The organism is Streptomyces sp. NPDC006923 (genome assembly GCF_040635655.1).
In the GTDB taxonomy this organism is placed as follows: Bacteria; Actinomycetota; Actinomycetes; order Streptomycetales; family Streptomycetaceae; genus Streptomyces.
Genome location: NZ_JBEYIF010000008.1, coordinates 149503 through 166926 on the forward strand (window position 1 = coordinate 149503; position 17424 = coordinate 166926).

The window sequence follows — 17424 nt, forward strand, 5'->3', positions numbered from 1 at the left end:
TCAGCCGGCAGCGTGGGAGAGCGTCTCGAACTCGTCGTCGGTGAGTTCCACGGTCGCGCCCGCCACGTCCTCCTCCAGGTGGGCCACCGAGGAGGTGCCGGGGATCGGGACCATCGCGGGCGAGCGCCGCAGCAGCCAGGCCAGCGCGAGTTGTGACGGCGCCACGCCCCGGTCGGCGGCGATCTTCGACAGCGCGCTTCCCTCACCGGCCAGCGCGCCGGTGGCCAGCGGGAACCAGGGGATGAACGCCTTGCCGTTGGCCTCCGCATAATCCAGTACGTCCTCGGAGGCACGGTCGGCGAGATTGAAGCGGTTCTGCACCGACACGACAGGGGCGGTCTTCTCGGCCTCCCCCATCTCGGCGACGGAAACCTGACTCAGTCCGATGTGCCGGATCTTGCCTTCGCTCCGCAGCGCCGCCAGCTCGCCGATCTGCTCCGCGAGCGGCACCTTCGGGTCGATGCGGTGGAGCTGGAACAGGTCGATCCGTTCCACACCGAGATGGCGCAGGCTCAGCTCGGCCTGCTGACGCAGATACTCCGGGCGCCCGATCGGCACCCAGGCGTCGGGCCCGGTACGCGCGAAGCCGGCCTTGGTGGCGATCACCAGGTCGTCGGGGTACGGGTGGAGCGCCTTCTTCACCAGGAGTTCGGCGACGAAGGGACCGTACGAGTCGGCGGTGTCGATGAAGTTGATGCCCAGTTCGACGGCGCGGCGCAGGACCCTTACGGCTTCCTCCGGATCCTTCGGGTCTCCCCAGACGCCGGGGCCGGTGAGCTGCATCGTTCCATAACCGAGCCGGGTGACGGGCAGATCGCCGCCGAGCAGGAAGGAGCCGGCCGCGCGGGCGGGCTGCTGGGTAACGGTCATGATCGGGCTCCTAAGTGAACCGCACGTTCAGTTTGCTGGGTTGCCTGCACGCCGCCTCGGCTGAATGTTCCCCCTGCCGACTGGACGGCCTTCCCGACGCGCCGCCCGGGGCGGGACCGGCCGGGCGATGGCGCCGGCGCAAGCCGACGCCCAGGGTGGCGCGGCCCGGCGCTTGCGCGTTGGGCCCCCTGCTCGCGCGTTTCTCCGGCCGCGCACACCGTCGGTGGCCGTGGTGTTATGCCTGTTCGATTCTATCGGCTCGATGTGACCTGCTCCACACGGCGCTTCGGCCTGGCCCGACGACGGGCCTCACCGGGCCGGGGTGCGCTGCGGCGGGGTGGGGTGCTCCCTCAGCTCGGCCGTATCGCCGTCACGGTGAAGGTGTCACCGCAGACAACGGGCGCGGAGGCACGCAGGGTCAGAGCGTCCCTGGAGCCGGGCGGATAGATCTTGAGCAGGCTGGGCGCGGGCCAGCAGGCGGAGCCCTTGATGCCTTTGTTCAGGGTGTGCAGAGTGGTGTGCGCGCTTGCGCCCGGCGTCAGCTTCACCGTCTTGAGCCGGCCGCCCTCGCGGGTGGCCGGCTCACCGATCGTGGCACCGTCGCCCGCGAGGAGCGAGACACCGGGGAAGCCCAGCAGGGTGCACGCCTCCGGCCCCTTGTTGGTGAGCCGCAGGTCGTAGCGGATGTTCCCGGCGCCCACGTCCGGGTCGCCGAGGCTCAGGCCCAGCCGGTCCGCCGTACACCGCGGTGACGCGGAAGCCACCGGCCGTCCGTCGCCGGATCCGGACGAGGGGCCGGACGTCGCCGGGGACGGCGGCGCGCCGGGCGTATGGCTCGTCCCGTCACCGGCGGTCGCGGAGGAGGAGCCGGCGAGGGAGGTGCTGCCGGGGCCGGGCGCGGCGGAGCCGTCGCTCCCGCACGCGGCGGTGGCGGCGGCGAGCAGGGCCACCGCGGCGGCCAGGGTGGCCGCCCGCCGTGTCCTGCCCGCCTTCGGGGGCCGTGAGCCGCCCGCGCCACGTGCTGACATCCCGGAGGTCTGACAAAGATCGGACATGTGTGACACCCGCCTGTTCCGCATTGAACGTCTGCGCGTCGTACGTGTACCCGGAAGGGCGGCGATTCCTCATGGGACCGGGGAAGGGGCCGGGCGCCGCGCCCGGCCGGGCGGAACGCGGCGGGCATCGAGTGGCGGCCGCCCCATACGGAATGACGCGAGCGGCAGGGCCCCGCCCGGAGCCGCCGGTCCCGTCAGGGCTCGGCGTCGGCGGCCACGTGTTCACGGCCGCCCCGGACGGCGCGCACCGCGCGGGCGGCGGGCACAGGGGCGTGGTCCTCGGGCCGCCGCCGGTGTCCGGGGAGGAAGACCAGCAGCCCGAGGGTGATCCAGACATAGGTGTTCGCGCCGAGAAAGGCGTCCGGACCGGTCGAGTTCCAGCGCCACAGCCAGACGACGCTGCTGCACAGGACGACGTAGAGCGCGGCACAGACCGCCGACAGCACCCGGCGGTCCCGGTCACCGGGCCGGCGGCTCAGCGCGGTGTCCGTCAGTACGATCAGGGCCGGGATCACCCAGACGAGATGGTGGACCCAGGTCACGGGGCTGACCAGGCAGGCGGCGAGGCCGGTGAGGGCGAACCCGGCCCGGTCGTCGCCGTCGCGGACCGCCGCCCGGGCGCGGTACGCCCAGACCGCGAGGACGGCGAGGACGCACACCAGCCAGAGCCCGCCGCCCGGATGGTCCGGCCGCAGCCGGGCCAGGACCCCTTGCAGTGACTGGTTGGAGACATAGCTGAGCGATCCGACCCGGTCCGTGTTCCACAGCGCCTCGGTCCAGAAGGCCCGGGAGGCCCCGGGGTCGACCAGGGCGGCGAGCAGGGTGGCGGCGCCGGCCGTGCCCGCCGCGACGCCGGCCTGCCGGCGGCGGCCGGTGATCAGCAGATAGCCGATGAAGAGCGCGGGCGTGAGCTTGATCGCGGTCGCCAGGCCGATGCCGATGCCCGCGTACCGGCCGCGGCCCGTCGCCAGCAGCCGCGCGTCGGCGAAGACGAGGGCGACGAGCAGCAGGTTGACCTGTCCGAAGCTGAAGGTGTCACGGACCGGTTCGAACAGCGCGAACAGACAGCCGGCCACGACGAAGGCGAACCACCGGTGCCGGTACTCGCGTTTGATGACCGGGCCCGCCAGCCAGCGCAGCAGCAGTACCGATGCCGCGATGCCCAGTCCGACACTGACCCCGACGGCCACGGGCCAGGAGACCAGCGCCATCGGCAGCATGGACACCGCCGCGAAGGGCGGATAGGTGAAGCCGTAGCGTGTGCCGGGGCTGAGGTAGTCGTAGATCCGCCCGTTGTGGTGGATCCGGTCGTTGACCGTGCCGTAGTAGACACCGACGTCGAAGAAGTCCCGGTGCAGCGGCACGGTCGCGAGGAACACGGCGGTGGCCACGACCAGGCACACCGCCGTCGTCGTCCGTCGTACGGGCGTGGCGACGGCGCGTCGCGGCCACCTCATGACGCGGTCCGCGGCCGGGCGACGACGGCGCTCGGATCCGACATCTCGAACATCCACCAGAGCGCGAGCAGCGCGAGCGCGCCGCCGCCCACCGCCAGCGTGAGCTGCATGCCGTCCGGGGGCGATCCGCTGGGCAGCAGGCCCAGCGCGAGTATCCCGCTGCCGGCCGCGGCCCAGCGCCGTACGCGGCCGTCGGGCGCGGCGGCGGCGATCAGGAACAGCCCCCACAGCGCGTACCACGGGCGGAACGCCGGGCCGAGCGCGAAGACCGCCAGCAGGCTCAGCGCCAGCGCGTAGACGGATCCCAGGCGGACCCGTCTCAGCCAGAGCACCACCACGGCCACGGCGGTGGCCACCAGGCCGAGCCACCGCCACACCGGTACGGCCAGGTCGGCCGGGCCGCTGCCCACGCCGGCCAGCAGCGCGCCGCTGAGCCGGCCGAGACCACTGGTCAGCGACCAGTTGTCGGGCGAGACGGGGGTGGAGAGTGTGCCGATCCAGCCGTAACCCGTGCCGGTGACGGCCGTCACCAGAACGGTGGTGGCCAGGGCCACGGCGCAGGTCAGCGCGGCGGCTCTGACCGTACGGGCCCGGCCGGTGAAGCGGGCCGACCAGAGTCCGGCGACCGCCAGCAGGCCCAGCGCCGCCGGTGCCTTCACCAGCGCGGCCAGCGCCACCAGGACCGCGGCCCCGGCCGGCCGGCCGCCGAGGGCCGCCACCAGTCCGGCCCCGAGCAGCCCCAGCATCAGAGCGTCGTTGTGGGCTCCCGCGACAAGGTGGAGCAGGACCAGGGGGTTGAGAGCGCCGAGCCAGAGTGCGGCGGACGGCTCGACGCCGCAGCGGCGGGCGAGCCTGGGCAGAAAGGCGATCATCAGCCCGACGCCCAGCAGGGCGACGAGCCGCATGCCGAGGATTCCGGTGGGCGTGTCGATACGGGCCAGGTAGGCGGCCTTCGAGGCGAGCGCGAGGAAGACCGGGCCGTACGGTGCCGGGGTGTGCCGCCAGACGGGCGCGACCTCGGTCGCGAGAGGGCCGCCGAGGTGCGAGGGGCCGTACGTGTACACGTCGATCCGCGCGTCGACCATGGCTCCCTGCGCGAGATAGCTGTACACGTCCCGGCTGAACAGCGGCGGTCCGAGCAGCAGCGGCGCCGCCCATGTCGCGAGGGTCAGCAGGAGTTCCCTCGGGGCGGGCGGGCGCGGGCCGCGCACGGCGCGGCCCAGCCACCACCAGGCCGCGACGAGCAGGACGAGGCCGAAGTACGCGCAGACCACGCCCAGCGCGGCCCGGCCCGACGAGGGCAGGAGTGCCTCCCGTACCGGCAGGGCGCCCGCGGTCAGCCCGCCGCCCATGAGAGCGACGGATCCCACGAGCCCCAGTACTCGGCACCGGTCCGGGTTCACATCAGCGTTCAGGGCGAGCATCTGTGGAGGTTCGCAGCAGGTGGTGGCCGGAAGACGACCACCGGCCCACGGTCCGGTGGCATGAGCGTAGCCACCGTCTTACGGGGAGCGGCTCCGGCCGCCCCGCGCGCTCTCTTTCCGCGCGGGGCCCGTCAGGTGACGGTGGGCCAGGTGCGCAGCAGCGCGGCGATCGCGGCGGCCGTGCAGGTGGGGTCCAGCAGCAGATCGCGCAGCGCCACGGCCTCGTCCTTGCCGGGTTTGACGGAGATCCCGGACGCTTCCAGATACATCACGCCGGTGGCGGCGGCGACGGAGAGGTTGGACCGCTCCAGCCACCGGCAGCGCCCGAGGGTGTGCACGAGCGCCGCGGCGCGGGCGTACGGGCCACGATAGACGGGTTCGCCGAGGATCTCGGCCTGGTGCCGGGCGCAGGCCGCGACGGGCACCCCGTAGTCGTCGGGAGCGGGATCCCGGGCGCCGGCGAGCTGGGCCACCTCAAGGATCCACGCGACATCGATATGCGTGTCCATTACGCGGCGCGCACTCCCGGTGCGGACCGCTGCGCGTCCTCCGCCTCGTCGAAGATTGGCCCGTGCTCCTCCAGGAACCGGGCGGCCGCGGCGAGCGAGCGCCGGCGGATGCCTTCGGCGTCCTCGCGTACGAGCTGCGCCAGATAGTCGCCGAGCGACATCCCGCGGTCCGCCGCTCTGCTCCGGGCGAGTTTCGCCACGTCTTCGTCCACTCGGGCACCGAGCTGTTCTTTGGCCATGACAGGGAGGGTAACACGTGTTACCAATCGGCGGGGCCCGATCCGCCGCCGGTGGGACACGGCGGAGGCGGGCCCCGGAGCTTCCCGGGACCCGCCCCTGTCACAGGCGATCGATCCGGCCGGCTACCTCCCCAGCGTGAAGGTGTCGACGTCGAACAGAGAGCCCGCGCCGCCGGTGAAGGTGAGGAACACCGGGCCGGTCGGTGTGCCCGTCAAGGCCGTGGAGACGGTCTGGAAGGTTTCCCAGCCTCCCGTGTTGCTGACCCCGACCGAGCCGATGACCGGTCCGGTGGCCGAGCCGGAACGCACCTGGATGGTGCCTCCGGCCCCGGCCGACGAGACCCTCGCGCTGAAGGTCCTGGCTCCCGCGAGCTGCGCCTGGGAGTACCCGGCCCAGTCGCCGTTCTCGATGTAGCCGAGGGTCCTGCCGCCGCTGGCCGGTCCGTGGTCGGCGGGCTGGACACCCTGGGACGAGGTGTAGGACTCCCCCTCGTAGGTCGACGACTGCGGCGGGGTGGTGCCGCCCAGCTCCTTGATCCGGATGTTGCGGAAGGACACGTCGTCACCGGTGCCGTGGTTCTGGATGCCGATGTATCCCTGCCTGAGGGACCGGGCGGGGTCGGTGTTCGTGAAGTCGTTGATCTTCACACCGTTGAGGAAGACCTGGAGCCGCTCCCCCTCCACCCGGATCTCGTAGCCGTTCCACTGCCCCGGCGGATTGAGCGCGCCGTCCCGCGCGGCGAGGTCGGCCGACTTGAAGCCGTAGACGGAGCCCGTGGTCTTGTCCGCCGTGTCCGTGGCGTCGATCTGGATCTCGTAGCCCTGGTTGACCGCCGAGTTGGGATCGTCGGAGGACGGGAAGCCCACGAAGACACCGGAGTTGTCGTCCCCGGGCATCCGCCAGTCCAGCTTCAGGGAGTACGAGGCGTACTCCTTGGTCCGGTACCAGTAGAGACCCATACCGCCCTGCGAGGTCAGGGTGGCGTCGGTGTTGGTGAAGCTGCCGGGGCCCGCCTGCGACCAGCCGGTGGTCGAGCCGTTGTAGAGACTGGTGTAGCCGGTCTCCGCACGGCAGTCGGCCTTGGCGAAGCCCGCCGCGTACCGGATGCCGCCGAGCAGCAGCGTACGGAACGCGGGGTCCGCGTAGGACTCCTGGGTGTGGCCGAGTCCGGTGTAGAACGCCCGGCCGTTGCCCTGCGGGTGGCACCAGGTGATCGGGTGGTCGCCGCTCATCTCCCCACCGCTGTAGCTGCCTTCGTCGAGGCTCTGCAGCACCCGGACGTTGGCGCGGGGGTTGGTGCGGTAGTTGTACCACTCGTCGGTGCGGGACCAGGTCTGGCCGAGGTGCGAGGTGGCCGCGTTGGCCCGGTCCTCGGTCCGCACCGTGGCCTGCTGGATCGCCGGGTGGCTCTTGAACCAGGCGCCCGCGATCTGTTCGTACTGCGGCCAGTCGTACTCGGTGTCGGCCGCCGCGTGGATGCCGAAGTAGCCGCCGCCGCCGTCGAGGTACGACTGGAGGGCCGACTGCTGGGTGGCGTTGAGGACGTCACCGGTGGTGCTCAGGAACACCACCGCCTTGAACTGCGCCAGATTGGCCGTGCTGAACGCGGCGCTGTCCTCGGTCGCCGTGACCGTGAAGTTGTTGGCCGCGCCCAGGTCACGGATGGCCTGGGTGCCGGCCGGGATGGAGTCGTGCCGGAAGCCCGCCGTCTTGGAGAAGACGAGCACCTTGTAGGCGGGGTCGGCGGCCCGCGCGCTCTCGGCCGGCGTCAGGAACGCCCCGGCGAGGGCGAGCGTGACGACGACGGCCGAGGCGGCTGCCTTCGGTATCCGCCGTAGCTGATGAAGCATCACTGTCCCTTTCCCGCGCGTCACTTGGTGAGGGTGAGGGTGTCGATGTCGAACAGGGACCCGGCGCCACCGGTGAAGGTGAGGAACAGCGCTCCGGACGAGGCCGTGCCGGTGAGGGCGGTGGAGACATTGGCGAAGGTCTCCCAGCCGCCGGTGGGCTGGACGGCGACGGACCCGAGCACGGCGCCGGTCGCCGAGCCCGAGCGGATCTGGATCGTGCCGCCGGCCCCGGCCGAGGAGACCTTCGCGCTGAAGGTCTTGGTCCCGGCCGTGGGGACGGAGGCGTAGCCCGCCCAGTCGCCGTTCTCGATGTAGCCGAGCGTCCTGCCGCCACTGGCCGGTGCGTGGTCGGCGGCCTGGACACCCTGGGCCGAGGTGAACGACTCACCCTCCACCGTCTGGCTGGAACCGCCGCTGCCGGTGGCGAAGGTGAAGGCGTCGAGGTCGAAGAGGTTGCCCTGGCCCGTCGGGCCCTTGAAGACGAGGAACAGCTCCGTGGAGCCCGAAGGCGCGTTCGTCAGGTTGGCGGACACATCGACGAAGGTGTCCCACCCGCCGGTCGGTGCCACGGTCGCGGTACCGAGCAGGGTGCCGGTGGCCGAGCCGGCCCGTACCTCGATCGTGCCGCCGACGCCTCCGGAGGAGACCCGGGCGGTGATCCTGTTGGCGTTGCCGAGGACATACGGCTTGAAGGAGATCCAGTCGCCGTTGTCGGTGAAGCCGACGGTGTTGCCGCCCTCCGCGGTGCCGTGCGCGGCGACCTGGATGCCGGACTGCGCCGAGAAGTGCTCGCCCTGCCGGTGGCGGGGCTGGAGGATGCGCGCGCTGTGCGTGGTCAGGCCGGCGGCGTCGGTGTACTCGGCGTCGAAGACGCCGTAGATGTTCGCCGCGCTGTCGTGCTCACCGTCGGCAGGCACGGAGAGATTGCCCGAGCAGCCGGTGGCCTGGGTGATCTGGTGGCGGTGCTCGTCATGGCCGAGGAGATAGGTGACCTTGACCTTCGAGCAGTCGATGGCACCGTCCTCGGGGTCACTCACGGACACCTGGAAGGGCACCGTGTCACCGAAGGAGAAGAGCTGGCCGTCGCCGGGGCTCTGGAGGTTGACCGTCGGGGCGGTGTTGCCCGCCGTCACGACCAGACTCGCGGTGCCGGTCAGCCCCTCCGGGTCCCTGACCGTGAGGGTGGGCCGGAATGTGCCCCTGGCCGTGTAGGTGTGGCTCGGGTTGGCGGCGGTGGAGCTGGTGCCGTCACCGAAGTCCCAGGCGTACGTGAGGGCCCTGCCCTCGGGGTCGGAGCTGCCCGCCGAGGAGAACGCGACCGTCAGTGGCGTCGGACCCGACACCTTGTCGGCGGCGGCCTTGGCGACCGGGTTGCGGTTGCTGCCGCCGATGTACTCGATGCGGTAGAGCGCCTGGTTGTTGGCGCCGGTGCCGTAGTCGAGGACGTACAGCGCGCCGTCGGGGCCGAACGCCTGGTCCATGACCTGCGTACCGGTCCACGGGAAGGTCTCGATGACGCCGGGGGTGCCGTCCGCCTTGACCTCGACCGGCTTGATCCACTTGCGGCCGTACTCGGCGGCGAAGAAACGGCCGTCGAGGGACTGCGGGAACTTCACGTTCGAGTTCAGCGAGGCGTTGTAACGGTAGACCGGGCCGCCCATGGGCGACTCCGAGCCGCCGCCGAACTCGGGCGGGGAGCCGGCGTCACCGCCGTACTTGATCCAACTGGCCTTGACCGGGGGCAGGGTGGTCTGCCCGGTGTTGCGGAACGAGTTGTTGGCAGGGCCCGCGGCGCAGTTGTACTTGCCCGAGGAGGGGCCGTTCGGGAAGGCGTACTCGCCGTAGGTCTCCGCGGCCGTGTTGGTGCCGGTGCAGTACGGCCAGCCGTAGTTGCCGGGCGCGGTGATGCGGTTGAACTCGACCTGGCCGCTGGGGCCGCGGCTGCCGTCGGTGACCCCGGCGTCGGGGCCGTAGTCGCCGAGGTAGACGATGCCGGTGGGCTTGTCCACGGACATGCGGAAGGGGTTGCGGAAGCCCATCGCGTAGATCTCGGGACGGGTGTTGGCCGTACCGGGAGCGAAGAGGTTCCCCGACGGGACGGTGTAGCCGCCGGCCGCCGTGGGCTTGATCCGCAGGACCTTGCCGCGCAGGTCGTTGGTGTTGCCGGAGGACCGCTGGGCGTCGAACTGCGGGTTGCGGTCGGTCCGTTCATCGATCGGCGAGTAACCGCTCGACTCGAAGGGGTTGGTGTCGTCGCCGGTGGTCAGGTAGAGATTCCCGGCGGCGTCGAAGTCGATGTCACCACCGACGTGGCAGCACTGGCCGCGGTCGTTCGGTACTTCGAGGACGACCTTCTCGCTGGCCAGGTCGAGTGTGCCGTCGGTCCTCAGGGTGAAGCGGGAAAGGTTGAGGTGGCCCTTCCACGGCTCGAAGGCCGCGGCGTTCCCGGTGACGGGCGCGTCTCCGCCCGGGGTGTTCAGCTTGGGCGAGTAGTACAGGTAGAGGTAGCGGTTCGTGGCGAAGCCCGGGTCGGCGGCCACGCCCTGGAGGCCCTCTTCGTCATGCGTGTAGACGTCCAGCTTGCCGGCCGTCTTGGTGTTGCCCGCGGCGTCCGTGTAGCGGAGCGTGCCGTCACGGGCCGTGTGGACGACCGCACGGTCCGGGAGGACCGCGAGAGACATCGCCTCGCCCAACTCAGCTCCACCGAGGGCGAGTTGTACCTGCTGGTAATCACTGGCCGGAATCACGGCCGGGGCGGCCGAGGCTGCCGGTCCGACGACGACGCCGCCGCCGGCCAGTACCAGCGCCAGCGCGGTGAGCCATCTCAACCACGTCTGTCTCTGCCGTGCGAGTACTGAGAGTCCTGACATGGAGCTTCCTTCCTTGCGGGCGGGGGTGAGTCGGGCGTGGGCACGCGGAACCGCGCTGGCCGTGTCACGGGGGTGTCGCTGGAAGTGCCGGGGAAGTGCCTGCCGCCCGGGTGATGTCCCGTCACCCGGGGAGCAGCCGTACCGTTCTGGCGGAGAAGTTCCGATGCGGCATCAAGGTATTTGCAGAAACTCGCGAGAGTTTTGCATGTTGGCAACGGCGCCTTAATTTGTCAAGGCCGTGTCAAAATTGCCGGGGCCCCTCTCCGGACTCGTGCATGAGGCAACGAGACGGGCGCATCGGGAGCCGGCGGTGACGGCTTCAGAAGTTATTGCGACCGCACACGGAGCAGACGGCTCCGCCCGCCGGAGGCGTGGTCGCGGCGAGGGCTCTCGCCCTGCCCGCACCGCCCGGCCTGGGGCTCCGAGGGTGACCCGCGAGCAGGGCGGAGCGCGGGGCCGACGGTCATGTCCGGCCGGAACCGGCCCAGGACGAGCCGGGACGGCGCCACGGCGGACCTGCCCGGCGGACCGGCCGCCCGCGCCCTGGCGCCCGCCTCCCGGTTGCAGACGCACAGGAGGCCGGTGCGTCCGCAAACGGCCTCTGTCCCGGTCCACGCTCTCCGGGCCGCCCCGGCGCCGAGGTCTCCGGGTCCCGGAGGCGGCTTCGACGAGCACCGGGCATACGGCCCCGCGCGCCACCGTCCGGTGTCCGGCGCGGCGGGCGGACCGGTCGGCGCGGCAGGGACCGGGACCCCTGAATGCCGTCTGCACGTATACGACTTCACGGCGCGGGCGCGGTGCCGGGCCGCCGCCGTGGGGCGGGCCTCAGTTCGGCCGGGGACCTGGCCGGGTCGCCAGCACACCGCCGTCCACGACCAGCGTCGTGCCGTGCACATAAGCCGCCTCGTCACTCGCCAGATAGGCCGCCGCGTGGGCGATGTCCTCGACCCTCCCGGCGTGCCCGGCCGGCGAGTTCTCCACCATCCGGTGCCGCCGGGCGGCTTCCGGCGCCTCGGGATCGGAGACGATGACCCCGGGCGCGATGGCGTTGACGCGGATCCCCCGGCTGCCGAACTCGGAGGCCCAGCCGCGAGTGAGCTGTTCGAGCGTCGCCTTGCTCGCCGAGTAGAGCGCTCCGCCTATGAACCCCACCTGGGCGACCCAGGAGCCCATATTGATGATGACGCCGTCGCCGCGGTCGAGCATCGAGGGCAGCAGGGCCTGGGTCAGGAAGACGGGACCCCGGACATTGACATCCATCACATGGGCGTATGTCGCCTCGTCGAGGCCCAGGGTCGACGTCGCGGGAAAGACGCCGGCGTTGTTCACCAGGATGTCCACGCGCCCGTCGGCGAGGCCGAGCGCGGCGTCCGCCAGCGCCCGCGCGTCGTGTGCCGTGGCCAGATCGGCCGCCGCGAAGTCGGCCCGGCCGCCCGCGTCACGGATCGTGCGGACCACGGCCTGTCCCCGGCCGGAGTCGCGGCCGCTCACGATGACATGTGCGCCCTCGGCCGCGAGCCGCACCGCGACGGCGCGCCCGATCCCGCTGGTGGAGCCGGTCACCAGCGCCGTCCTGCCGTCCAGTTTTCCCATGGTCACGGACCTTCTCTGATTTTATGGACTGACGGGTTCAATGTAAGCCTCCTGGACCCGCCAGTCCACTCGCTGGCCGCGCCCTGGACCTTACGGTCCAGTAGGCTTGCCCCATGGAGCAGAGAGCGGCCGAGCGGAAGCTGACGGAGAAGGGGCTCGCGACCCGTGGCCGGATCATCGAGGGCGCCGTCCGCGAGGTACGCGCCCGCGGGGTGGCGGCCACCACGCTCGACGACGTCCGGAACGCGACCAGGACGAGCAAGAGCCAGCTCTTCCACTACTTCCCGGAGGGCAAGGCCGGGCTGCTGCTCGCGGTCGCCCACTGGGAGGCCGACCGCGTCCTGGCCGACCAGCAGCCGTACCTCGACGAACTCACCTCGTGGGAGGCGTGGGAGGCGTGGCGCGATGTGGTGGTGCGGCGCTACCGGGAGCAGGGTCAGCAGTGTCCACTGAGCACGCTGCTGTCAGGGATCGGCCGGAGTGAGCCGGAGAGCCGCGACATCGTCGTCGGTCTGCTGTCGAGCTGGCAGAACCGGCTCGCGGCGGGCATCCGCAGTATGCGCGACCAGGGTGAGATCGGGGCCGGTGTCGACGTCGACCGGTCGGCGGCCGCGCTGCTGGCCGGACTTCAGGGCGGCGTGGTAGTCATGCTCGCGACGGGCAGCGTGACCCATCTCGAAATAGCACTCGATTCGGCGATCGAACAACTGCGCGCGAGCGCGGCGTAACCGGTCCACCGTCCCACCGCCCCACTGCGGAAATCGCCGGAATCCGTGGTGCGATCGGACATCACTGCCCGTGCCGCGCCTGCCTCCTCCTCCAAGGCGGTGCCCTGCGTGACCACCCGCATAGCGCAGCTTGCGCGAGCATACGATAATCCACTTTGGCGGTGTCGTGGGGCTTTGATTGGGTTTTCATCAGCACATTGCTCCAGCAGCACCTCGCTGCGGAGAGGGCGATGTCGCCGGTCGCTTCATGGCACCGCGCCTTGGCCCTAATGAAGTGTGCACTGCGCGGGAGAAAGGCTCAGACCATGTCCAAGACGCGTTCTCCGAAGAGCTTGGACGTCAACGTATTCAACTCACCTCGCAGGCGTGCCGTCGGCGAGCGGCCGTTCGAGATGGGGCCGCCGTTCGGCTGGGATCCGACCACAGCCACGCTGATCTACGGTGAACGTGACGCTGTGCTGGTCGATGCACTCACCACCGCAGCGGAGGGCGAGGCCCTGGCGAGCTGGATCGCTCTGCATGAGAAGAACCTCACGACGATCTACATCACTCACGGACACCCCGATCACTTTTTCGGGCTGTCGGCTGTGCTCGAACAGTTCCCGGACGCCAAAGCGATCGCCACGCCCGGCACGATGGAACTCATCGCCCAGACCCCACCGGAGCTGATCGAGTTCAGCCGGAAGATGTGGCCCGGCTTGCCCACGACCATGGCCCTGCCCGAGCTGTACGAGTCAGACACCTTCGCGCTCGAAGGCGAGGAAATCCGCATCATCGAGCAAGGGCGTACCGACGGGCTGCACAGTACCTCGCTGCACGTGCCCTCCATCGACCTGGTCGTCGCCGGCGACGTGCTGTACAACCAGTGCCACATGTTCGTCGGCGAGACGACACCGGCGAGCCGGGAGAACTGGATCGCCGCGCTTGACCGGCTGGCGGCGCTCAACCCGAAGATCGCGGTCGCCGGTCACAAGAAGACCGGCGCCCCCGACACCCCCGAGTGCATCGAAGCCTCCAAGCGCTACTTGCGTGACTTCGGCCGACTCAAGGAGTCCACCACCTCTGAGCAGGAGCTGTTCGAGGAGATGGACAAGCTCTATCCGGACTGGGACAGTCACCAGTCCTGGCTGATGTTCGGGCTGCCCCTCAAGACGATCCCCGAAGGAGCGGAGTGATGCTCGCGGACCAGGTCGTCGGAACGTGGCAGCTAACATCGTTCACGGCCGAATACACCGAACGCCCAGGAATCACCTATCCCCTCGGCCAAGATGCCACCGGCATCATCATGTACACCTCGGACGGCTACATGTCGGCTCAGATCATGCGGCCGGGCCGCCCCGACTACCACCTGCTCGACAGCGACGGCGGTGACCTCGAACCAGCAGCGGCCGCCGCAACCGGGTACCTGGCCTACAGCGGCAAGTACACCGTGGACGAGTCGAACCACACGCTCCACCACGATGTCGAGGTGTCTCTGCTGCCGGCCTGGCTGGGCACCACCCTGATCCGCGAGGCCACGTTCGACGGCAATCAACTGACGCTGGTAGCGAACGACGCCTTCCCGCGCGGCACGGTGCACTCCGTCCTGGTCTGGAAGCGGGCGGCGCCCCACCCCCAGTGAGCCGGCCGCCAGAAGCGCTACTCGTGCGGTCGGCCCCAGACACCGGCCCTGGACCAGATCACGAACCGCCGGGGGGGCCGTCGGCTTCGAGATCCTGAAGCACAGCGGCAGCGCACGCCAGGCGCACCCGCTCACCAGCACGTGGATCATCGCGGCGAACAGCGTCTCATCAGGCGTGTCCTGCGTACCGCCACCCTGCGGCCAGACTCTCCACGCGGGGATCAGCGGCTCCGCGATCTCCCACAGCCCGTCCGGGACAATCCCACTCCACGTACCCCGCCCCAGGCAGGACCCAGCGAGCCATCCCCACACAGGACACGGTCTAAGCCTTTTGAGAGGAAGACCTGGGCCTTTGGGAGGAAGACCTGGGTGTCTTCACACCGCCTTTCCCGAGCTCACGCGTGGCTGCGCTTGGATGAAGTCAATGGACCACATGACCTTTCTTGTGGGAGTGGTGATCGTAACCGCTCTGGCATTCGACTTCACCAACGGATTCCATGACACCGCGAATGCGATGGCGACATCGATCGCCACCGGGGCGCTCCGCCCCAGGATCGCCGTACTCATCAGCGGCGTACTCAATGTGGCGGGCGCTTTCCTGTCCACCGCGGTCGCGAAGACCATTTCCGGCGGGATCGTGGACGACAAACTGGTCACGCCGGGCATGATCTTCGCCGGTCTCGTCGGTGCCATCCTCTGGAATCTGACGACATGGCTGCTGGGTCTGCCGTCCAGCTCTTCACACGCCCTGTTCGGCGGGCTGATCGGGGCCGTATGGGTGGGCGCGGGACAGCACGGGGTGGATTTCGCCAAGGTGGTCGAGAAGGTCATCATCCCGGCGTTCGCTTCCCCGGCGGTGGCGGGGATCGCCGCGCTGGCCGCGACGTATCTCGCCTACCGGCTGACCGCGGGCGGCCGGAAGTCCTCGGTCGACCGGAGTTTCCGGCTGGGACAGATCGCCTCCGCCTCGCTGGTCTCCCTGGCGCACGGCACCAATGACGCCCAGAAGACCATGGGCGTCATCACCCTCACCCTGGTGTCCGTGGGCGCGCTCGGACAGGACACGGGACCGCCGCTGTGGGTCATCGGATCCTCCGGCCTCGCCATCGGTCTCGGCACCTATCTGGGCGGCTGGCGGATCATCAGGACCATGGGCAGGGGCCTCACCGACATCCGTCCGCCGCAGGGTTTCGCCGCGGAATCCGCTGCCGCGACCGTCATCCTGACCTCCGCGCATCTCGGCTTCGCGCTCTCCACCACGCAGGTCTGCTCCGGCAGCATCATCGGCGCGGGCCTCGGCCGGAAGCCGGCCCGAGTGCGCTGGCGCACCGCGGGGCGGATGACCGTCGCCTGGTGCGTCACCCTTCCCGCCGCCGGGTGCGTCGGCGCTCTCGCCTCGGTCGTGGTCGTGTACGGGGGAACGATCGGCACCGCCGCCATCGCCGTGGCGGCCGCCGCCACCGCTGGCTTCATCATCTTTCTCTCCCGCCGGAATCCGGTCACCTCCCGCAATGTCAACAACGACCGATCCGTGACGATCCGCACCACCACGGTCAAGGCGAACGTCTGAAGGGAGCGGGCGGGATGGGGCTGAACTGGAGCTCCCTGGGCGAGGTGATCGTCGTCAGTATCGGCGCCACCCTGGGCATCGTGATCGTCTTCGCGCTGGGCGTGCGCGCCCTGGCGGCGACCAGGGCGACGAGATACCACGCGCTCGGCGGCGCCGCCTGGCGGGCCGCGCTCACCGGGACCTTCGCCGGACTGTGTTTTCTCGCGTGCTCGGCCGCCGTCGGCTATGGGCTGTATCTGATCGTCTCGCAGGTCCGCTGAGCGCCGTACAGCTCTGAACCGCCGGCCCGGGCCGCGCCGGCGCCTCCGGAACACGGTTCATAGGACCACCCCGCACTTACCGCACGCGTCCGGGTCGGATATCCAGGTAGAGAAGCTCCTCATACGTGTGCGTACTCCTCCCAGGAGGGCTCGCCGCAATCCTCGACGAGGAGGGGACGATGGACACCGCTGCACCAGTCTCCGAAGGAAGCCCGGCTCCCGGCGGACAGAGCGAGGACGACACCCCCACGGTCCATATCCTCTGGATCAACGCGGGCCTGAGCTGTGACGGCGATTCGGTCTCACTCACCGCCGCCACCCAGCCGAGCATCGAGGAGATCGCCCTGGGCGCTCTGCCTGGGCTCCCCAAAGTGGCCGTTCACTGGCCTCTGATCGACTTCGAATGCGGTCCCGTGCAGGGCGCCGACAATTTCATCGAATGGTTCTTCAAGGCCGACCGCGGGGAGATCGAGCCCTTCGTTCTGGTCATCGAGGGATCCATCCCGAACGAGTCGATCAAGAACGAGGGCTACTGGTCGGGATTCGGGGACAATCCCGAGACCGGTCAGCCGATCACCACCAGCGAGTGGATCGACCGCCTCGCGCCCAAGGCACTGGCCGTCGTGGCGATCGGCACCTGCGCGGCGTACGGCGGAATCCACGCCATGGCGGGCAATCCCACCGGAGCGATGGGCGTGCCCGACTATCTGGGCTGGGACTGGAAGTCCGGGGCAGGCATCCCGATCGTCTGCATCCCCGGCTGCCCGGTCCATCCGGACAACGCGTCGGAGACCCTGCTGTATCTGCTCTACCAGGCCGCCGGATCGGCGCCGATGATCCCGCTCGACGAACAGCTCCGTCCCACCTGGCTGTTCGGCGCGACCGTGCACGAGGGCTGCGACCGGGCCGGCTACTACGAGCAGGGCCAGTTCGCGACCGAGTACGACTCACCGCAGTGTCTGGTGAAGCTGGGCTGCTGGGGCCCCGTGGTCAAGTGCAATGTCCCCAAACGGGGCTGGCTCAACGGCGTCGGCGGCTGCCCCAACGTCGGCGGCATCTGCATCGCCTGCACGATGCCGGGCTTCCCGGACAAGTTCATGCCGTTCATGGACGAGCCGCCGGGCGGCCATGTCTCGGCCGCGGCCAGCGGCGCGTACGGCAAGGTCATCCGGGGACTGCGCGCCGTCACGGCCAGGACCGTCGACAAGGAGCCGAAGTGGCGGCGCAAGGGCGACAAGGTCCTGACCGGCTACCACCCTCCGTGGTGAGCCACGGTGCACCGCGGCCGGCGCGGTGATGATCCGCCGCGGAACCTCCGGCCGGCGCGGCGCGGGACACGACGGCAGAGCACGACGGCAGAGCAGGCCCCCCATACCG

At 70.3% G+C, this 17424-nt stretch carries 15 protein-coding genes and 1 pseudogene; 6 read left to right on the forward strand and 10 right to left on the reverse strand.

Annotated features, from left to right (window positions below; genetic code table 11):
• The 9 genes from ABZ707_RS18145 to ABZ707_RS18185 form a co-directional block, all read right to left on the reverse strand.
• The gene (locus ABZ707_RS18145) at window positions 1-870 is read right to left on the reverse strand and encodes an aldo/keto reductase (RefSeq protein WP_360175280.1); all 870 of its coding nucleotides are present in this window, start codon (window positions 868-870) and stop codon (window positions 1-3) included.
• 350 nt (window positions 871-1220) lie between these two features.
• A complete protein-coding gene (locus ABZ707_RS18150) occupies window positions 1221-1898 on the reverse strand; it encodes a DUF4232 domain-containing protein (protein WP_360175283.1) in 678 nt (225 codons plus the stop codon).
• 221 nt (window positions 1899-2119) lie between these two features.
• Window positions 2120-3382, reverse strand: coding sequence for a glycosyltransferase 87 family protein (locus ABZ707_RS18155; RefSeq protein ID WP_360175286.1), 1263 nt, complete (start codon window positions 3380-3382; stop codon window positions 2120-2122).
• Window positions 3379-4806, reverse strand: coding sequence for a polyprenol phosphomannose-dependent alpha 1,6 mannosyltransferase MptB (gene mptB, locus ABZ707_RS18160; RefSeq protein WP_360175289.1), 1428 nt, complete (start codon window positions 4804-4806; stop codon window positions 3379-3381). The genes ABZ707_RS18155 and mptB overlap by 4 nt, the downstream gene beginning before the upstream one ends.
• Window positions 4807-4937: 131 nt before the next feature.
• Window positions 4938-5315, reverse strand: coding sequence for a fic family toxin-antitoxin system, toxin component (locus tag ABZ707_RS18165; RefSeq protein ID WP_360175292.1), 378 nt, complete (start codon window positions 5313-5315; stop codon window positions 4938-4940).
• Window positions 5315-5554, reverse strand: coding sequence for a hypothetical protein (locus tag ABZ707_RS18170; RefSeq protein ID WP_360175295.1), 240 nt, complete (start codon window positions 5552-5554; stop codon window positions 5315-5317). Before ABZ707_RS18170 ends, ABZ707_RS18165 begins: the two co-directional genes overlap by 1 nt.
• 123 nt (window positions 5555-5677) lie before the next feature.
• Window positions 5678-7405 carry a ThuA domain-containing protein gene (locus ABZ707_RS18175; protein WP_360175298.1) on the reverse strand — a complete coding sequence of 576 codons (1728 nt, stop codon included), beginning with the start codon at window positions 7403-7405 and terminating at the stop codon, window positions 5678-5680.
• A gap of 20 nt (window positions 7406-7425) precedes the next feature.
• Window positions 7426-10275, reverse strand: a complete 2850-nt coding sequence (locus ABZ707_RS18180) for a carbohydrate-binding protein (protein WP_360175301.1) — start codon at window positions 10273-10275, stop codon at window positions 7426-7428.
• 825 nt (window positions 10276-11100) lie between these two features.
• Entirely contained in the window at window positions 11101-11868 is a 768-nt protein-coding gene (locus ABZ707_RS18185) for an SDR family oxidoreductase (protein WP_360175304.1), read from the reverse strand.
• A 113-nt stretch (window positions 11869-11981) separates the two neighbouring features.
• On the opposite strand from ABZ707_RS18185, the gene ABZ707_RS18190 reads away from it, so the two are divergent.
• The 3 genes from ABZ707_RS18190 (at window position 11982) to ABZ707_RS18200 (ending at window position 14217) form a co-directional block, all read left to right on the forward strand.
• On the forward strand, window positions 11982-12596 hold the full coding sequence (locus ABZ707_RS18190; protein WP_360175307.1) for a TetR family transcriptional regulator: 615 nt from the start codon (window positions 11982-11984) through the stop codon (window positions 12594-12596).
• Window positions 12597-12901: 305 nt separating this feature from the next.
• Complete coding sequence (locus tag ABZ707_RS18195; RefSeq protein ID WP_360175310.1) at window positions 12902-13771, forward strand: MBL fold metallo-hydrolase; 870 nt, start codon at window positions 12902-12904, stop codon at window positions 13769-13771.
• Window positions 13771-14217 (forward strand): lipocalin-like domain-containing protein, encoded by a 447-nt coding sequence (locus ABZ707_RS18200; protein ID WP_360175313.1) that lies wholly within the window; start codon window positions 13771-13773, stop codon window positions 14215-14217. The genes ABZ707_RS18195 and ABZ707_RS18200 overlap by 1 nt, the downstream gene beginning before the upstream one ends.
• Before the next feature lie 20 nt (window positions 14218-14237).
• Here the strand turns inward: ABZ707_RS18200 and ABZ707_RS18205 are convergent.
• A pseudogene (locus ABZ707_RS18205) lies at window positions 14238-14502 on the reverse strand (transposase); the annotation flags it as partial.
• Window positions 14503-14641: 139 nt separating this feature from the next.
• Here ABZ707_RS18205 and ABZ707_RS18210 point away from each other — a divergent pair.
• The 3 genes from ABZ707_RS18210 to ABZ707_RS18220 all read left to right on the forward strand — a co-directional run bounded on the left by ABZ707_RS18210 (window position 14642) and on the right by ABZ707_RS18220 (window position 17315).
• Window positions 14642-15787 carry an inorganic phosphate transporter gene (locus ABZ707_RS18210; RefSeq protein ID WP_360175316.1) on the forward strand — a complete coding sequence of 382 codons (1146 nt, stop codon included), beginning with the start codon at window positions 14642-14644 and terminating at the stop codon, window positions 15785-15787.
• Between the two features lie 14 nt (window positions 15788-15801).
• Window positions 15802-16047, forward strand: a complete 246-nt coding sequence (locus tag ABZ707_RS18215; protein ID WP_360175318.1) for a hypothetical protein — start codon at window positions 15802-15804, stop codon at window positions 16045-16047.
• A 179-nt stretch (window positions 16048-16226) separates the two neighbouring features.
• Window positions 16227-17315 (forward strand): hydrogenase expression protein HypE, encoded by a 1089-nt coding sequence (locus tag ABZ707_RS18220; protein ID WP_360175321.1) that lies wholly within the window; start codon window positions 16227-16229, stop codon window positions 17313-17315.
• Window positions 17316-17424: the final 109 nt, after the last annotated feature.